Below are 16,036 nucleotides of genomic sequence, written 5' to 3'. Positions count from 1 at the left end.
CCGGATAACAGGGAGGTAGAGCACATGAATCTGTTTTTCAGGGAACTTAAGGCAAATCGCAAAGCGCTGATCATCTGGAGTATCTGCATGGTGATCGGCGTGCTGAGCGGGATGAGCAAATATACCACGTACTCTTCCGGGGGCGCGGCCAGTGCCGCACTGATGGCGCTGCCGCATACGATTCGGGCGGTTTTCGGTATGGGGTCATTTGATGTCGCGTCGATGAGCGGCTTTTATGCTTTCCTGTTTTCTTATATTGAGCTTGCGGTTGCCGTCCACGCCGCATTGCTGGGGAGTACGATTATTGCCAAAGAGGAACGTGATAAGACGACGGAATTCCTGATGGTGAAGCCGATATCACGTGCCCGCGTCATCACGGCAAAACTGCTGGCGGCACTGGTCAATCTGATCCTTCTTAATCTTGTCACGCTGCTCTCATCGGTTTTCTTTGTTGCCGCATATAATAAAGGAAAGGATATTACCGGTGAGATTATCCTGTTCTGCGTCACGCTGCTCGTCGTTCAGCTGGTTTTTCTTTCGCTTGGGGCACTGCTTGCCGCGGTACTGCGGCATTCAAAAGCATCAGGGGCCGTGGCGACTTCCGTTTTATTCGGCGCCTATATCATTGCCAAGGTTACGGACATCACCACGCATCTTAATGTGCTGAACATCCTTTCGCCGTTTAAGTACTTTGATGCGGCCGATATTGTCCGCGGTGAGGGGATCGGTGCCTGGCCGGTGATCCTCTCGCTTGCTCTTGCCGGGCTGTTTGCTGCCGCCGCATATTATTTTTACACGAAACGTGATCTGAGCATCTGAGGGCACCAGGGGATACGGACCGGATCAAGCTTCCATTTATCAGCAATAGATCGTCAAAGTGCCGGTGCAGCGAACTGCCCGGCACTGATTATTTTCTTTATTGTGCTATGTAAATCTTTGATCAAGTCCGTGAAGCCGTTTGAACAGGATCCCTGGCATCCCACTCGACCGAGAAAATCACTTTTTTATCCCTGCCGGTGCGGATGTCGGTATAGGATTCGGCGATAAAGCCATGGATTTTCTGGATCTGTTCAGCGAGAAAACCAGCTTCCATCGTAAACAGAACGGTATTCGGATGATCCTTGATTCGGGATTCTATGAGTGAAGAATGGCATTCAAAAACCATTTTTGTTTTTTTGCTTTCAGTCAGTTTCAATTCCCCCCAGCCGGCATGGGCGAAGAACTGCTCGATCTCTTCCTCGCTCCGGGCGGGATAATTCCTGGCCAGTTTCCGGCCGGCCCAGTAAAGGATTGATGCGGTTTCTTTTCCCAGAAGTTCCGGTAGCAGCTGGTTCCTGAGCAGCTCGTAGCCGAAGGCCGGGACGCTGGCATCTCCGAATTGCTCAGGTCCCGGAATGATTTCTTTTTTTGACATCTGTATCCCTCCAGGGACTATTATATCTTTTTTTCTTTCGGTTCACTATCATAACATGAAATTGCCATATTCGGTAAAATTGACGGCAAAAATATCGGGCGTTACAATTGATTGTGTTGGATAACAGCCATAAAATTACTTATGACAGTTGCCCGGATTTTTTAAAATCAAAAATATAAAGCGCTGTCATTTCAGCCGGAGGAGGAGACGTACCATGGAAGATCATGAATACGGGCTGCACCGATTGCACTCGCTTCTGGGTGTGATCCCGATTGGATTGTTCCTGATTGTACACCTGACGGTCAACTATCAGGCGACAAAGGGAGCAGATGCATTCAATCATGCGGCATCCGCGATGGAGAGCCTGCCTTATTTGCTTTTCCTGGAGTTGATCATGATCTATCTGCCGATTCTGTTCCATGCAGTGTTCGGGGTGTATATTGCGTTTACTGCAAAGAACAATGTCGGAAATTTCAGCTTTTTCAGGAACTGGATGTTTGTGTTTCAACGGTTTTCCGGACTTTTTCTTGTTATTTTTCTGGCCTGGCATTTGTGGCAGACACGAATCGCGATGGCGCTTGGTACGCCGCTCAACTATGAGCTGATGGTTCACGCACTGAGCAATCCGGGGATCGTGATCTTTTACCTTGTCGGTATCCTCTGTGCCGTCTACCACTTTTCAAATGGCCTCTGGGCTTTCTGCGTTCACTGGGGCATCCTGGTATCGCCGAAATCTCAGAGAATCGGAACCTATGTATCTCTCGTTATTTTTGTATTGCTCAGTTATGTCGGCATTCGTGCACTGTTTGCATTTATCTGATGAAGCGCTGAAAGAAGACAGGCTCAAAAGAATCATAAGCGCAGAGACAGCAGGAAAAGGAGTGAATCCATTTGGGCAAAGGTAAAATTATTATCGTCGGCGGCGGACTTGCCGGACTGATGTCCGCGATAAAAGCCGCAGAAGCCGGCGTGGAAGTTGATCTGTTCTCGGTGGTTCCTGTGAAGCGGTCCCATTCTGTCTGCGCGCAGGGCGGAATCAACGGAGCTGTAAACACAAAAGGCGAAGGTGATTCTCCCTGGGAGCATCTGGACGACACGATTTACGGCGGCGACTTTCTGGCCAACCAGCCGCCGGTCAAGGCGATGTGCGAAGCCGCACCGGGTATCATTCATCTGCTCGACCGGATGGGTGTGATGTTCAACCGGACACCTGAGGGCCTGCTTGATTTCCGCCAGTTCGGCGGGACAAAGTACCATAGAACCGCATATGCCGGCGCCACGACCGGCCAGCAGCTGCTGTACGCCCTGGATGAGCAGGTCCGGCGACAGGAAGTCAACGGCCTGGTTCACAAGCATGAATATGAGGAATTTCTCTCCGCCGTCATTGATGACGACAAGGTCTGTCACGGTATTGTCGTCCAGGATCTGAAATCTATGGAGATTCAGGTCTATCGTGCAGACGCGGTGATCGTTGCTTCCGGCGGGCTCGGAATGATTTATGGGAAATCAACCAATTCAATGATCAATACCGGCTCGGCTGCCGGAGAGCTTTATCAGCAAGGTGCCTATTTTGCCAACGGAGAATTTATCCAGATTCATCCGACGGCGATTCCGGGCGAGGACAAGCTTCGGCTGATGAGCGAATCGGCACGTGGTGAAGGCGGCCGGCTGTGGACCTATAAAAACGGCAAACCGTGGTATTTTCTTGAAGAAATGTACCCGGCCTACGGCAACCTTGTACCCCGTGATGTAGCTACTCGTGCGATCTTCGATATCTGCGTCAACCAGCATCTGGGGATCAATGGTGAAAATATGGTGTACCTGGATCTGTCGCATAAGGATCCGCATGAGCTGGATGTGAAACTGGGCGGCATTATCGATATCTATGAAAAATTCGTCGGCGAAGATCCGCATAAAGTGCCGATGAAGGTCTTCCCGGCGGTGCACTATTCGATGGGCGGCCTCTGGGTGGATTTCGACCAGATGACCAATATCAAGGGCCTGTTTGCCTGCGGTGAGTGCGACTACCAGTATCACGGTGCCAACCGGCTCGGCGCGAATTCCCTGCTGTCGGCAATCTACGGCGGCATGGTCGCCGGACCGAATGCCGTCCGTTATCTCAAGGGCCTGGACAAATCAAGCGAAGAGGAATCTTCGGCGCTGTTCGACGACGCCCGGGAACGTGAGAAGGAGAGATACCGCCGCATCACGGAAATGGACGGCGATGAGAATGCCTACGTACTCCATAAAGAACTTGGCGAATGGATGACAAAATATGTGACTGTGGTCCGTGAAAACAAAACATTGCTTGCGACGGATCAGCACATTCAGGAGCTGATGGAGCGCTATAAGCACATAAATATCAACGACACTTCGAAGTGGAGCAACAGCGGCGCGTCATTTACCCGTCAGCTGTGGAATATGATGGAACTGGCCCGTGTGATCACCCTTGGCGCATATAACCGTAATGAAAGCCGCGGCGCTCACTACAAACCGGAGTTTCCTGAACGTAATGATGAAGACTGGCTCAAAACGACCAAAGCCAAATATAATCCGGACACGAACGGCCCGGATTTTGAGTACGAGCCGGTTGATATTTCGCTGATCAAACCGCGGAAACGGGATTATACACACGATAAATAAGGGGGGAGAAACATATGAGTGAGGAAAGTCGTCCGAAGTCAATTCAGTTGATTATCACTCGCCAGGACGGTCCGGATGCGCCTCCCTATAAGGAAACCTTTGAGGTGCCCTATCGCCCGAATATGAATGTCATCTCAGCGCTAATGGCGATCCGCCGTAATCCGGTTACCGCAGGAGGGAAAAAGACGTCGCCCCCGCAATGGGAGATGAACTGTCTGGAGGAAGTGTGCGGTGCCTGTTCAATGGTGATCAACGGGCGTCCGCGTCAGGCATGCACGGCGCTGATCGATAAGCTGGAAAAGCCCATTCGCCTGGAGCCGATGGGTACATTCCCGATTGTCCGTGATCTGATCGTCGACCGGAGCCGGATGTTTGATGCGCTGAAGCAGGTCAAAGCATGGATCCCGATTGACGGAACCTATGATCTCGGACCGGGACCGCGTATGGCAGAGAGCAAGCGGCAGTGGGCCTATGAACTCTCCAAATGTATGACCTGCGGTGTCTGCCTGGAAGCATGCCCGAATGTGAACAGCAAGTCGGATTTCATGGGCCCTGCGCCGTTGTCACAGGTTCGCCTGTTTAATGCCCATCCGACCGGTGCCATGAATAAAGCGGAACGGCTGCACGCCATTATGGGTCCCGGCGGTATTGCCGGCTGCGGTAATTCACAGAACTGCGTGCAGGTATGCCCTAAAGGCATTCCGCTGACGACGTCGATTGCGGTGCTGAACCGCGCCACAGTCGGCCAGTCGTTCCGCGACTTCTTCGGCAGCGATAACATGTAACGGGCGCTCTGAGCAGATTTTTCGGGTCACACCCCGTTTCCCGGTAACATAGACTATCAGTGACTAAAAGCCTTTCCCGCCCGCTCTTCTGCCGAGCAAGGAGGGGGAATTGTTGAAGGAAGCCTACCATCATCCGAAACCTTTACTGACAAAAAGAGAAAGAGAAGTCTTTGAGCTGCTCGTTCAGGACAAAACAACCCGTGATATTGCCGGGGAACTTTTTATCAGTGAGAAAACAGTTCGCAACCATATTTCCAATACGATGCAAAAACTGGGCGTAAAAGGACGCTCCCAGGCGGTTGTTGAATTGCTCAGGCTCGGAGAACTCAAATTATAGCATCGGCCGGTTCTGATGAAGGACCGGCTGTTGTTTTTTTTCTTAATATGGAACATCGGGGACCCGTCGGTCGGATCTCTTTCTAAAATTCGGCTGATGGATATGGAACCGCGGGAAGACAGGCGTCCGGGGTGTGAGAGATGCATCCGGAAAAATAAGATGGTATGATTCTGTTGCACACAGCAGTCCCTCTGTGGGAGTCACCCGCAGCGGATAAAGGAGTTTTATACACCATGAGTCAGGAATATCAGTCTTTTATCGCCTTGTTTCGAAGGTCAAGCCGGCATCTGGACCGGGTGAAAGAAAAGTTGCAGATTCTGAACGACCTCGTCGGTCAGATGGAGAACAACCGGCGCCATTCCCCGAAAGTAAACATGCCTGTGCCTTCAGGCAGGGAATAACGACATTTAATTTACAACGATGCATTTTGCCGGCTGTACATATATACTGAAAGAGTTATGGCATTTGAAAAAAGGGCTCTATTAAATTTGGCAGTCGTTTTCCGCGGCAGGTGCTTGTTTTCCCCGCGGGAGTCCGGCACCCTTCGCTCTGGACGATCGAGTGGTAAAAATACCATTACGTTTAACAGGGCAAAAAAATAAAAGAGAGTGGAATTCGTGAAAATAGCTGTTTTTGATTCCGGGATCGGCGGCATCACCGTGCTTCACCAGGCGATGAAACTGCTGCCCGACGAAGATTATATCTTTTTTGCCGATACGGCACATGTTCCTTATGGCGAGAAGCCCAAAGAGGAAGTCAGGGGCTTTGTGATGGATGCAGCCGATTTTCTGAATCAGCAGCATCTTAAGGCACTAGTGGTGGCCTGCAACACAGCGACCAGTGTCGCGATTGACGATTTGCGGGCGAAGTATGCATTCCCGGTCCTCGGCATCGAACCGGCGGTGAAACCGGCTGTCCGGGAGAGCGAGGAACGAGGGAAGAAAGTTTTGGTGACGGCGACACGACTGACACTGAGTGAAGCGAAATATCACCACCTTGTCGAACGTCTTGACAAAAACGACCGGGTTGACGGTCTGCCGCTTCCCGGCCTCGTCACCCTTGCTGAAAAATTTGATTTTGACCGTAACCATGTCATTCCCTACCTTAAGGAACAACTCGCCGGATTCGACGTCACAGAATATGGGACGGTCGTCCTCGGCTGTACGCATTTTCCTTTTTTCAGGGACAGTTTCAGGGAACTGTTTCCTGAAGGTACGGATATTATCGACGGCGGTCCGGGCACAGCACGCAATCTTAAACGCATCCTTGCCGGCCGTCATCAGACCGGCGGCGGGACGGGCCATGTGACTTATTATCGGTCGGGCGTCGAGGTCGCGGATCAGGAGACGCTGGTTCACTATCAGCACCTGCTCGACAGACTGGACAGGCTGGAAAAATAACGATGGGACCGGAGAAGCCGGGTGCCCGTTCCGGATACATGCCGGGCTGGTTAACCGGCGTTCATTCCGCAAACCAGGCGGCCCATAAAGCCAACGTTTGAGAACTCAATGACTTCACGGTTAATCCCCCGGCAGTCACGCAGAATCAGCGTTTGTGGGGTGAGTAAGCGGGAGATGCCGGCAAAGATCCGGCCATCGTTCATTCTGACAACGATCCGGTCTCCGTCGGCGTATATTTTTCGCTGCTCGATGATCCATACTGGAAAGGCCTGTACGCCGACAAAATCGATGATGTTTGCTCCGGCAGTACGGAAAGCCAGTGTTCCCGGCACCGGTTTTCGGCCAGGATCCATCGGATAGTCATGCAGAGTGACGGTTAATGTCTGATTGTATTGATGGATTTGCGTCAGATCTTCGATAAAGGGAATTTCAACAAAATGAATCGGTTTAGATGTAATCGTAAAAACCTCCGGGTGAAGCATACTGATTAAAAAATTATTTTCATAATAACATAATCGGCAAAATCGTGTCGTTTTTAAACATCATCCGGCGTGACGATATTTTTATTCCGCGGACGCGAATAAAATCGCCCGCCTGCAGGTCTATTCATTCCGAGGGCTCGTATACATGAGAGTACAAACCCAATCGGGAGGGCAAATATGATGAGGTATCGTCGATTTACCTGCAGTGCCGTAATTCTGGTATTTCTTTTGTCTGCTTCGCTGCTTGCCGGCTGCGGCGGTGCGGACACCCAGAAACCGGACAGCCTGAGTTATGTTAAAAGCAAATCGGATCTTCAGAAAGCGTCAAAGGCGACCACCTATATTCAGCGGCAGCTGTACTTGTCCAATGCGACAGGTGTGCTGATTCCCCAGGCAGTCGGACTGCCCGAGACGAAGGATGCCATCCGGCAGACCCTGCAATATCTGGTCAAGGACGGTCCGGTCACCGATCTCCTGCCCAATGGATTTCAGGCGGTGCTCCCGCCGGATACGGAAGTGACACATACGTCGCTAGATGCAAGGGGAAACCTGACGGCCGATTTTTCTAAAGAACTGATCGGCACCGGAGCGGACAGGCAGCAGATCCTTCAGTCGATTGTCTGGACAGCCACACAGTTTGATCAGGTGAAGTCAGTCACCGTCCGGATTGCTGCCGGAAAAGGTGCGTCGGGCGGATCCGCCGGGGCTGCTCAGGTGGTCGGCCGCGAATTGACCCGAGCGGATGGCATTAATCCCGTCTTCGGTTCACTGGCCGATGTCACCGGGAGCAGTCAGCAGACGGTCTACTATCTTGCGGCAGATAAAGGGAAAACCTATGAGGTGCCGGTCACCGTCAGAATTGCTGATCAGGGAGATATCCTGTCGGGGCTGGTTGCGGCGCTGATTCATGAACCTGCTTCAAGCGATTTCATTTCGCCGTTTAACCCGGATACAAAGCTGGTTGAAAAACCGACGATCAGCGACGGTGTCGTGCGGCTGCATTTTAATAATGCCATTTTTGACAGCCCGAAGGCAAAAAAAATCAGTGATCAGGCGCTACGCAGTCTCGTTCTGACCCTGACCGGCGAGCCGGGAATCCGTCAGGTCGCTATCAAGGTCGGCAATTCGGAGCGCATCCTGCTTGAATCCGGGAAAGTTATTTCCGGACCGGTATCCCGGAAAATGGTGGACGCAACAGGTTTATAATACCGTTTTAAAATTATGGTATAGTAAAAGAGCAGCGGCATGCTGTTCTTTTTTAATGGAACAATCCATGGGCTGCGAATCATCTCTGAAATACAGTTCATAAATGACGAGGCAGGCACTTTAAAGTGAATCAAGTTTCAGATATACAGCGGAGGAATCGAGCAATGAGACCAGACGGAAGAAACAGTGACGAGCTTCGCGCCGTTAAAATACAACCGGATTTTATTATTCATCCGGAAGGGTCGGTTCTGATATCGATCGGCCGGACAAAAGTCATCTGCAATGCAAGTATTGAGGATCGTGTGCCGCCGTTTATGCGCGGACAGAAGAAGGGCTGGATTACAGCGGAATATTCAATGCTGCCGCGGGCCACTCCGGAACGGACGATGCGTGAGTCTTCAAGAGGGCGGGTTGCCGGCCGGACGATGGAGATCCAGCGTCTGATCGGGCGCGCCCTGCGATCGGTCGTTGATTTGAGCGCCATCGGTGAGCGGACGATCTGGATTGACTGCGACGTCATTCAGGCGGACGGCGGGACGCGCACCGCTTCAATTACCGGAGCCTTCGTGGCGATGGTGCTGGCCTTTAATACGGCGATGGACAGAAAAATGATCGACAAGCTTCCGGTTTCAACCTACCTGGCAGCGACATCGGTCGGGATTCATCCGCAGTTCGGTCCGGTCCTTGATCTGTGCTATCAGGAGGATTCGACAACCGACGTGGATATGAACATTGTCATGAACGGCGAAGGACGTTTTGTCGAGATTCAGGGGACCGGAGAAGAGGCCACTTTCAGTGATGAAGAGCTGGCTGAACTGCTCCGGCTCGCGAAGAAGGGCATCCGTGAACTGATTCACGCCGAACAGGCGGTCATCGGGACTATTCTGACCAAAAACAAGGTGGGGATCGACAGATGACTCAGGTACTGATTGCGTCGAATAACCAGGGGAAGATAAAAGAAATCAAGGAACTCCTCGAGGACTTCGATGTCAACATCCGTTCCCTGAAGGACCTGAACATCGTCATTGATGTGCCGGAAACAGGGAAGACCTTTAAGGAAAACGCAGCATTGAAAGCAGAAGCCTTGTCCAAAGAGACGCATTTGATCACCATTGCCGACGACTCGGGACTGTCGGTCGACGCACTGCACGGGGAACCCGGCATTTACTCAGCACGTTATTCCGGACCCGAAAAGGACAGCGAACGGAATATTGATAAACTGCTCGGAAACCTGAAGGGCGTACCGACGGATCGGCGTACAGCACATTTCAGCTGTACGCTGGCACTCAGCATTCCCGGTACGCCGACCCGTTTTGCGGTCGGACGCTGCGACGGTGTCATTACGACGGAACGGCGCGGTGCCGACGGATTCGGCTATGATCCGGTCTTTCTTGTTCCGGATGAGAAGGAAACATTCGCTGAAATGGGTGAAGCGAAGAAGAACCGGATCAGCCATCGTGCACGGGCATTGCAGGAATTACGCCGAAAATGGCCAGAATGGGTAGGGAAAAGAAAATGAAATGGCTGATTGTCAGTGACACACACGGAATGAAGCGCGAACTGGCTGTGCTCAGAGCACGATATCAGGGGAAAGTCGAAGCATTGATCCATTGCGGGGATTCGGAACTCAAACCGGACAGTCCGGAACTGAAGGGTTATCTGACGGTTGAGGGCAACTGCGATTTTCCCGGACGTTTTCCGGATGAGATCGTGAAACAGTCCGGGCCGCTGAAATTTCTGGTGGCACACGGTCATCTGCTTGGCGTCCGGCAGTCGCCGGCCAGAATTTGCTACCGGGGACTTGAGGTGAAGGCAGACATCATCTGCTACGGCCATACGCACTTTGCCGGTTCCTTTAAAGAAGCAGGCATGATCGGCATCAACCCGGGAAGTCTGCGTCTGCCGAGAAATTATCAGGAGGGGACGTATGTCGTCCTTGAGCTTAGTGCGGACGAGAAGCAGGCAGCTGTCCGTTATTATAACTTCAAAGGTGAGCCGGTTCCCCAATTTTCAAAGGTGTATTCCCGGGGGCAATGAGCGGTTGACCGGGTCCTCCGGCAGCTAATCCCGGCTTACGGCGCTGCCGGGTGAATGGATGGAATGAATTTCAGAATATATGGGAAAACTGCCTGATAAAAGTGGGTTGGCTTGAGTCGATCCACAGTCACCGAGGGTGGTTTTTTTGGAAGGAAATTTTTTTAAGGGAGCAGCCTGGGCGACGGCGATCTGCCTGCCGTTCTGGGCGATCGTTATCGCAATGATACTGAGGTTTTGATTCGGCGACTCATTTTCAGCATTCTGAACCGAATCGGCGGGCTCCATCGTATATATTGCTGGGATTGTTCAGCTTGAAACAATCCTTTTAATCTCGAATCAGGCAAGACCCCCCTAATTCAGGACCCGAAGAAGGTCCTGCTTTTTTAATTTCATCAATGAAAATGCAGAACAGGGAAAAAGATTTCCTCCGGCAGGCAAAAGCATTGAATCAATCAACAGATTCAGGATATAATATAGATGTGGAAGCGATTACATTTTATTTCATTTCCACGATAGGAGTGAGACAGAGATGACAGCAGTAGGTGTGTTTGGCACAATTGTTATGATTCTTCCGGTGGTAGGGATTATTTGGTGGGATACGAAACTCAAGAAGCAGCGGGGCTACTGATGCTGCAGATCGGAACAGTTCTTCAGCCGGTCTTTTTTGACCGGCCGTACATAATGATGACTCCTCCCTGACTGATGCAGAAACGCTGCCGCGGCCGGGGATTTATTTTTAAGATGCCGTTAAAACCCGGCTGCAGTTTTCCGCTGCAGGTGCACTGTTTGCCGCGTATCAGCCGCAGAACCGATTTGATCCGGAATTCAACCATCAATCTGCTTCCATTTGGATACGGTTGCCTCCTTGATCCCGCTGCATTTATTCAGATAACGGGCGAGAACAAAGAAATAGTCGGAGAGCCGGTTGATGAACAGATAGCTTTGAGGGATCTTCTGATCGGCTTCGCTTAAAAAAGTGACAAAGTCCCGTTCACAGCGCCGCGTCACCGATCGTGTGACCTGCGCATAAGCGGCCGGCATCGTGCCGCTGTATAAAATAAACTCCGTCAGCGGATCATTCTGCCCGTCAAGCCGGTCGATCCGGGATTCCAGTGCGGCAACACAGGACGAATCAATATAAAGCCTGGAAAAAGCCGAACTGACTTCGATACCGATATGGTAAAGCACGTTCTGTATCCAGACCAGATCCTCTTGTTCTTCTGAACGGTTGTTCCGGCTGCCGATCAGTGTGATCAGGTAACCGGCAGATGCCGACACTTCGTCAAGACTCCCGTTCAACTGAATCAGCGGGCTGTTTTTCAAAGGCTGGGAACCGTTTAAGGTTAGTGTCCTCCCGGCGTCACCGTGTCCGGTATAAATTTTCATTGACGTTTCCTCCATAGCCCCGCGGGCAAAAAAATTTTACTGAATCATTCGCATTATAGCATATTAAAAATCGCTTGCAGGCACCGAAACCCTCCGGAGCTTCCGGAGGGTTCTGATGGCTTCCCATACACTTATTCGTCGTATCAACGCTGCAGTTCAGGCTGCTGGAGTGTACCGTTATTGTTGACCAGTTTCATGATCAGGCGCGCGATGGTTTTTTGTTCCTCGGTATCGGCAACGTGCCAAAGATCGGCAAGCATCCGCTGCTGTTCATTTTTCGGGTCGACGTGATCGGAGAGATAGCCGCCGATTTTCGTGGCAAAATCATTGATGATCTCCGAACTGGCGCCGATGTTTTCTGCCCGGTGCATCTGGTCGGCCAGAAAATCTTTCCACTGATCCCAATTGCTCATGACAGACATCGTCGAATCTCCTCCTTTTTTAAAGCATCGTTAATTTTCCTCAATCGGCTGAAAATCATGCATCGGCCACTCATCAATTTCTAATCGTGGTTTCACAAATTTTTAAACTTGCCCGGTTATACTGAACAGGAAAGACGGGTGAGACATATGAACAGCACATCCAGTGAAACATTTGCCAAAGCACTGACCTTTCTGTTGCCGGCGTTGACCGTTGTGACGGCCATTGTCATGCTCGCATTCGCCGGCTGAATCAGGGCTCATTGAATGATGCGGCCGGCGGCTGATCATAGTTCTGCCGATGGTGCAGTGTATAGCCGGACAGGATTTTCTTTGCGCGGTGATGCGACAGATTGAAGGATTGCCATGGCTCCGGAGCGGATAGGCTCTGATTCCGGAAATAGAGCATATTTTCCATGCGACCGGAGACAGACAGATCCTTTACATGCAGCAGGCGGACGCTGCCGGCAACGGCATCATCAGATAGCGTGGAGAGATAGCTGACGTCGATTTTTCCGGTCAGCTGGTAGCGCTCAATGTTGTATTTTGTAATCAGCTGGTCGATGTTCACATAGTTGATCGTAACATAAGCCGCGATCGCAGTGACCAGATAATATTTATACAGGGGCACTTTCTTCTTCCAGATTTTCCAGAAAGTCAGAATAAACAGGACAAAGAGAAAGATCATGAACGCATGCGTCAGCAGGCGAAGATAGGTGTAGCCATAGGCCTGTTCATACAGCGCCATTCTGAAGAAAGCAGAAAGCAGCATGACCAGCGTGCAGACGACAAGCAGCGATTCGAACAGGCGGACGGCCCTGCCGATCAGCCGTCCGCTCTCCTTAATCAGATAGATCAGCGTCAGGAGCACGCTGAAATTGATCAGCGTCACAACGATCAGTTCAAAGAATCCTCTCCGGGCATATCCGGCATAAGAAAAATGTGCCGGGAGCGCTATTGCGGGTCCGCCGAACAGATAGGAAAACTGAATCAACGTAAAGAGCACATAAATTGCATCGATGAGGCTGAGCAGAGTGACCGCGATGACGGGGTCGATCCGCGGCTTCGGCCCGGACGCGCCAAAACGCTGGATTCGTGATTCGTTTTCCGGCTTCGGCCGCATCAGACTCCAGATATAGCTGAACAGAACCACGGCGACAATACCTGCCAGTACAATCCGGCCGACGAATGTGTTCCAGGGGATCTTTGCCAGCAGCATGGGGATCTGGCCGAACAAGTGACCGAAGACTTCATCCGCCGAAGCCAGCAGGGACAGGATCAGCGCGAGCAGCGGAAGGGTAATCAGGATACCGATAATCACTTTCAGCAGGGTACTGTCTTTTTTAATCCGCGATTTGGTGAGCAGCCCCTTTGATAACAGAACGAAAGGCACCGTCACATAAGCAAACGGCCTGTAGAAGAAACTGTAAATCAGGTCATTAAGAAAGGATACGCTGTGCCAGCGCCGCGTGGCCCTGTCGGTCACAAGCAGGGTCTGCACCACAACCAGGAAGGGAACGGCAACAAAATTCAGCACGTAGAAAATCATGTTGGAGAAAAATAAATAGGTCAGCGACAGCAGAAAAATCGGGATCAGCAGCAGCCAGCCGAAGCTGAGCCGGACCTGAATCCGGTTTCGGAAATTCCAGAAAAACAGACTGTAGAATGCAGCGACAAAAATCGGATAAGAGACACCCAGCATCCTATCATAGAACAGGATGTCGACAAGCACACCAAGCAAAATGGTGCTCAACAGCAGCGTACGGCTTTTTTTCATCGAGTGAAAAGGATGATTATTTTTCATCTATCTCCGCTCCTTTTTAAACTGTTTTGCCGGCTCATGGGCCGATGGAGCAACATATTCGAGCAGATCTCCGGGCTGGCAGTCAAGAGCATGGCAGATCGCTTCCAGAGTGGAAAAACGGATTGCCTTTGCCTTGTTGTTTTTCAGAATCGACAGATTGGCCGGTGTAATGCCGACGCTTTCGGCAAGTTCCGAGGCGCTGATTTTCTTTTGTGCCATGACCACGTCAAGATTCACAATAATCGACATATTGCACCCCTCAAATCGTTAGATCGTTTTCTTCTTTAACAATTACCGCCTGCCGGAATACTTCTGCAAGGATGATCGAAAAAAATCCGGCAATGACAAAGACCATGACGAGAATGACAGTCAGAAAGGAATTAAAAAAAATCATCTTGACGATATAGCCGGCGGCAATCAGGAACGATGCCACGGCTATTTTTCTGAGACTATGGACATTATCCCACTGGAACGGGTCATGTCGGTTCAGTGTCCGGAAAATCCGGATCAGTTCATAAACAATCGTCAATGCAAATAAACCGGTAATCGCAAAGAAGGCCAGCAGAAACGCATAGTTCTCTGACGATTCGTAGGGCAGTACGTTCATGTACCATTTAACCGACCAGGGCAGGCTGACAAAAATGACGGCGCCCCCGAGCAAAATCAGATGCAGCAGCCCGTTGACGAGTCCGGAAAGCCCGTTTTGATCCAATATCTTCATCTGCACTCACCTCTCCATTAAATTCCAGAAAGAGTATACCATATTATATATCGAAAAACAGTATAAAATTATCGATAAACGATAAATAAATATTGATTAGCAGAAAAATAAGTTCGTTATTCGGATCGTGGAGCAATTACGGACGGACGAAAAAGGCACCCGGGTGCGCGGGTGCCTTGATTCTGGAGGAGGTACTGAAGGTTTCAGGCGGCAGAGCGGATGTGTTCGCTTAATAAATGAAAGCCGTACCGACAATAATCAGGAGAATGAACAGAACGACAATCAGTGCAAAGCTGTTCCCGTGGCTGTAGCCACCACCATCATAGCTCAAAAGTGACACCTCCTCGTTGCGTGATACGGTATTATATGGCCGTAAGAGGGTCGATGAACGGGACAAATCACTCAATTCGCCATAACTTAGCCAACATAGCAGGTAACAGGCTCAGATACGGTCGATCAAATGGGCGTCATCGTGACGCGGTGAATTGACATCCCTGGAGACCTCATAGGCTTCCATTTCTTTACTGGCATACGGCTTCAGAAAGAGGCTCAGCTGCTCGCTTTGCTGAACGGACGGATCAATCCATTTCTGTTCATCTTCTTTTCTGAGTATTACCGGCATCCGGTTGTGAATCGGGGCCATCAGCGCATTGGCATCCGTTGTGATAATCGCAGCCGAATGGGTGACTCCGCCCTCAGGGGACCGCCATGCTTCCCAGAGTCCGGCCATGGCAAACAAGTCGCCGCTTTTCAGTTTAAAACGAAAGGGCCGCTTGTTTTTTGGATTGTCATGGGTCCATTCATAGAAACTGTCGGCGATAATCAGACAGCGATGTTTTCGGAATGCTTTTTGAAAGCTGGGTTTGTCGGCGACCGACTCGGCCCGTGCATTGATCAGTTTGTAGCCGATTTTCGGATCTTTTGCCCAGGGCGGAATCAGTCCCCATTTTAAATCGCCGAGCCGATTCTGCGAGCCGTCACTGACTACGGCCATGATCTTCTGGCCGGGAGCGACATTGTAGCTCTGCCGGAATTCGAATTTCGGTGCACTGCGCTTAATAGCGAACCGATAAATGACGTATTCATAAGGGGCGATAATTGTGAACCTGCCGCACACTGCACTCACCTCGGATTGCAAGAGTCATTTCCATGATCAAAAAATGATATCCACTTCAGCATTTTTCCAGATATCGGCGAGCCGCTTTCCTTGAATCCGGTGCTGCGTGAAAAGGGCTTCACCGGATTGATAATCCATCCATAAGCCGTGATGGGTGATTTCTTTAGCGTTGCCCAGATGGGTGATCGAATACGTCTCGCCCTGATAGGTGAAGTCCAGTTCTCTGCCCTGGTCGATCAGTTGAATTGCCTGGTTGACCGATATATCGTTCACATTACTCACCGT

Annotated in this window: 21 protein-coding genes; 11 read left to right on the top strand and 10 right to left on the bottom strand. The window is 50.8% G+C overall.

From position 1 onward, the window contains the following. Positions 1 to 24: 24 nt before the first annotated feature. A complete protein-coding gene (locus tag D889_RS0103195) occupies positions 25 to 819 on the top strand; it encodes an ABC transporter permease subunit (RefSeq protein WP_010630384.1) in 795 nt (264 codons plus the stop codon). 121 nt (positions 820 to 940) lie between these two features. Here D889_RS0103195 and D889_RS0103190 read toward each other — a convergent pair whose 3' ends face one another. Beyond that, positions 941 to 1,414: a YslB family protein gene (locus D889_RS0103190; RefSeq protein WP_010630383.1), complete on the bottom strand. Its 474-nt coding sequence runs from the start codon at positions 1,412 to 1,414 to the stop codon at positions 941 to 943. Between the two features lie 214 nt (positions 1,415 to 1,628). Between D889_RS0103190 and D889_RS0103185 the strand changes: the two genes are divergently transcribed. The 6 genes from D889_RS0103185 (at position 1,629) to murI (ending at position 6,579) form a co-directional block, all read left to right on the top strand. Continuing rightward, the gene (locus D889_RS0103185) at positions 1,629 to 2,234 is read left to right on the top strand and encodes a succinate dehydrogenase cytochrome b558 subunit (RefSeq protein WP_010630382.1); all 606 of its coding nucleotides are present in this window, start codon (positions 1,629 to 1,631) and stop codon (positions 2,232 to 2,234) included. Between the two features lie 119 nt (positions 2,235 to 2,353). Beyond that, positions 2,354 to 4,057: a succinate dehydrogenase flavoprotein subunit gene (gene sdhA, locus D889_RS0103180; protein ID WP_428834899.1), complete on the top strand. Its 1,704-nt coding sequence runs from the start codon at positions 2,354 to 2,356 to the stop codon at positions 4,055 to 4,057. 14 nt (positions 4,058 to 4,071) lie between these two features. After that, entirely contained in the window at positions 4,072 to 4,842 is a 771-nt protein-coding gene (gene sdhB / locus D889_RS0103175) for a succinate dehydrogenase iron-sulfur subunit (RefSeq protein ID WP_010630380.1), read from the top strand. A 112-nt stretch (positions 4,843 to 4,954) separates the two neighbouring features. Further along, positions 4,955 to 5,179 carry a helix-turn-helix domain-containing protein gene (locus D889_RS0103170; protein ID WP_010630379.1) on the top strand — a complete coding sequence of 75 codons (225 nt, stop codon included), beginning with the start codon at positions 4,955 to 4,957 and terminating at the stop codon, positions 5,177 to 5,179. Positions 5,180 to 5,412: 233 nt separating this feature from the next. Next, positions 5,413 to 5,580, top strand: coding sequence for a hypothetical protein (locus tag D889_RS15555; RefSeq protein WP_018962135.1), 168 nt, complete (start codon positions 5,413 to 5,415; stop codon positions 5,578 to 5,580). Positions 5,581 to 5,796: 216 nt separating this feature from the next. Then, a complete protein-coding gene (murI, locus tag D889_RS0103160; protein WP_010630378.1) occupies positions 5,797 to 6,579 on the top strand; it encodes a glutamate racemase in 783 nt (260 codons plus the stop codon). Positions 6,580 to 6,629: 50 nt separating this feature from the next. Here the strand turns inward: murI and D889_RS0103155 are convergent, their stop codons facing one another. Continuing rightward, a complete protein-coding gene (locus D889_RS0103155; protein WP_010630377.1) occupies positions 6,630 to 7,061 on the bottom strand; it encodes a hypothetical protein in 432 nt (143 codons plus the stop codon). Between the two features lie 180 nt (positions 7,062 to 7,241). On the opposite strand from D889_RS0103155, the gene D889_RS0103150 reads away from it, so the two are divergent. The 4 genes from D889_RS0103150 to D889_RS0103135 all read left to right on the top strand — a co-directional run bounded on the left by D889_RS0103150 (position 7,242) and on the right by D889_RS0103135 (position 10,304). After that, positions 7,242 to 8,267 carry a GerMN domain-containing protein gene (locus tag D889_RS0103150; protein WP_010630376.1) on the top strand — a complete coding sequence of 342 codons (1,026 nt, stop codon included), beginning with the start codon at positions 7,242 to 7,244 and terminating at the stop codon, positions 8,265 to 8,267. A 164-nt stretch (positions 8,268 to 8,431) separates the two neighbouring features. Further along, the gene (gene rph, locus D889_RS0103145) at positions 8,432 to 9,184 is read left to right on the top strand and encodes a ribonuclease PH (RefSeq protein ID WP_010630375.1); all 753 of its coding nucleotides are present in this window, start codon (positions 8,432 to 8,434) and stop codon (positions 9,182 to 9,184) included. Continuing rightward, a complete protein-coding gene (locus tag D889_RS0103140; RefSeq protein WP_010630374.1) occupies positions 9,181 to 9,786 on the top strand; it encodes an XTP/dITP diphosphatase in 606 nt (201 codons plus the stop codon). Before rph ends, D889_RS0103140 begins: the two co-directional genes overlap by 4 nt. After that, positions 9,783 to 10,304, top strand: coding sequence for a metallophosphoesterase family protein (locus tag D889_RS0103135; protein WP_010630373.1), 522 nt, complete (start codon positions 9,783 to 9,785; stop codon positions 10,302 to 10,304). The genes D889_RS0103140 and D889_RS0103135 overlap by 4 nt, the downstream gene beginning before the upstream one ends. Before the next feature lie 825 nt (positions 10,305 to 11,129). On the opposite strand, the gene D889_RS0103110 is transcribed toward D889_RS0103135, so the two are convergent. The 8 genes from D889_RS0103110 to D889_RS0103070 form a co-directional block, all read right to left on the bottom strand. After that, positions 11,130 to 11,690 carry a cob(I)yrinic acid a,c-diamide adenosyltransferase gene (locus D889_RS0103110; RefSeq protein ID WP_010630370.1) on the bottom strand — a complete coding sequence of 187 codons (561 nt, stop codon included), beginning with the start codon at positions 11,688 to 11,690 and terminating at the stop codon, positions 11,130 to 11,132. Positions 11,691 to 11,833: 143 nt separating this feature from the next. Then, positions 11,834 to 12,112, bottom strand: a complete 279-nt coding sequence (locus D889_RS0103105; protein WP_010630369.1) for a DUF3243 domain-containing protein — start codon at positions 12,110 to 12,112, stop codon at positions 11,834 to 11,836. 250 nt (positions 12,113 to 12,362) lie between these two features. Next, positions 12,363 to 13,913 carry a DUF4153 domain-containing protein gene (locus D889_RS0103095; protein ID WP_010630368.1) on the bottom strand — a complete coding sequence of 517 codons (1,551 nt, stop codon included), beginning with the start codon at positions 13,911 to 13,913 and terminating at the stop codon, positions 12,363 to 12,365. Beyond that, positions 13,914 to 14,162, bottom strand: coding sequence for a helix-turn-helix domain-containing protein (locus D889_RS0103090; protein ID WP_010630367.1), 249 nt, complete (start codon positions 14,160 to 14,162; stop codon positions 13,914 to 13,916). It abuts the gene before it with no gap. Positions 14,163 to 14,172: 10 nt separating this feature from the next. Beyond that, a complete protein-coding gene (locus D889_RS0103085) occupies positions 14,173 to 14,634 on the bottom strand; it encodes a DUF2975 domain-containing protein (RefSeq protein ID WP_010630366.1) in 462 nt (153 codons plus the stop codon). Positions 14,635 to 14,863: 229 nt separating this feature from the next. Continuing rightward, positions 14,864 to 14,965, bottom strand: coding sequence for a YjcZ family sporulation protein (locus tag D889_RS15350; protein ID WP_018962131.1), 102 nt, complete (start codon positions 14,963 to 14,965; stop codon positions 14,864 to 14,866). A 111-nt stretch (positions 14,966 to 15,076) separates the two neighbouring features. Beyond that, entirely contained in the window at positions 15,077 to 15,751 is a 675-nt protein-coding gene (locus D889_RS0103075) for an SOS response-associated peptidase (RefSeq protein ID WP_010630365.1), read from the bottom strand. A gap of 36 nt (positions 15,752 to 15,787) precedes the next feature. Then, a complete protein-coding gene (locus D889_RS0103070; protein ID WP_010630364.1) occupies positions 15,788 to 16,024 on the bottom strand; it encodes a hypothetical protein in 237 nt (78 codons plus the stop codon). Positions 16,025 to 16,036 lie beyond the last annotated feature (12 nt).

It is taken from the genome of Sporolactobacillus vineae DSM 21990 = SL153 (assembly GCF_000377985.1).
GTDB classification, from domain to species: Bacteria; Bacillota; Bacilli; order Bacillales; family Sporolactobacillaceae; genus Sporolactobacillus; species Sporolactobacillus vineae.
This window is presented reverse-complemented; position numbering and strand designations above follow the sequence as displayed.

What these genes read in the sequence shown, in the direction of transcription:
- D889_RS0103195 (WP_010630384.1), top strand. Translation starts at nt 25, where the DNA reads ATGAATCTGTTTTTCAGGGAACTTAAGGCAAATCGCAAAGCGCTGATC.
- D889_RS0103190 (WP_010630383.1), bottom strand. Translation starts at nt 1,414, where the DNA reads ATGTCAAAAAAAGAAATCATTCCGGGACCTGAGCAATTCGGAGATGCC.
- D889_RS0103185 (WP_010630382.1), top strand. Translation starts at nt 1,629, where the DNA reads ATGGAAGATCATGAATACGGGCTGCACCGATTGCACTCGCTTCTGGGT.
- sdhA (WP_428834899.1), top strand. Translation starts at nt 2,354, where the DNA reads ATGTCCGCGATAAAAGCCGCAGAAGCCGGCGTGGAAGTTGATCTGTTC.
- sdhB (WP_010630380.1), top strand. Translation starts at nt 4,072, where the DNA reads ATGAGTGAGGAAAGTCGTCCGAAGTCAATTCAGTTGATTATCACTCGC.
- D889_RS15555 (WP_018962135.1), top strand. Translation starts at nt 5,413, where the DNA reads ATGAGTCAGGAATATCAGTCTTTTATCGCCTTGTTTCGAAGGTCAAGC.
- D889_RS0103155 (WP_010630377.1), bottom strand. Translation starts at nt 7,061, where the DNA reads ATGCTTCACCCGGAGGTTTTTACGATTACATCTAAACCGATTCATTTT.
- D889_RS0103150 (WP_010630376.1), top strand. Translation starts at nt 7,242, where the DNA reads ATGAGGTATCGTCGATTTACCTGCAGTGCCGTAATTCTGGTATTTCTT.
- rph (WP_010630375.1), top strand. Translation starts at nt 8,432, where the DNA reads ATGAGACCAGACGGAAGAAACAGTGACGAGCTTCGCGCCGTTAAAATA.
- D889_RS0103140 (WP_010630374.1), top strand. Translation starts at nt 9,181, where the DNA reads ATGACTCAGGTACTGATTGCGTCGAATAACCAGGGGAAGATAAAAGAA.
- D889_RS0103135 (WP_010630373.1), top strand. Translation starts at nt 9,783, where the DNA reads ATGAAATGGCTGATTGTCAGTGACACACACGGAATGAAGCGCGAACTG.
- D889_RS0103110 (WP_010630370.1), bottom strand. Translation starts at nt 11,690, where the DNA reads ATGAAAATTTATACCGGACACGGTGACGCCGGGAGGACACTAACCTTA.
- D889_RS0103105 (WP_010630369.1), bottom strand. Translation starts at nt 12,112, where the DNA reads ATGTCTGTCATGAGCAATTGGGATCAGTGGAAAGATTTTCTGGCCGAC.
- D889_RS0103095 (WP_010630368.1), bottom strand. Translation starts at nt 13,913, where the DNA reads ATGAAAAATAATCATCCTTTTCACTCGATGAAAAAAAGCCGTACGCTG.
- D889_RS0103090 (WP_010630367.1), bottom strand. Translation starts at nt 14,162, where the DNA reads ATGTCGATTATTGTGAATCTTGACGTGGTCATGGCACAAAAGAAAATC.
- D889_RS0103085 (WP_010630366.1), bottom strand. Translation starts at nt 14,634, where the DNA reads ATGAAGATATTGGATCAAAACGGGCTTTCCGGACTCGTCAACGGGCTG.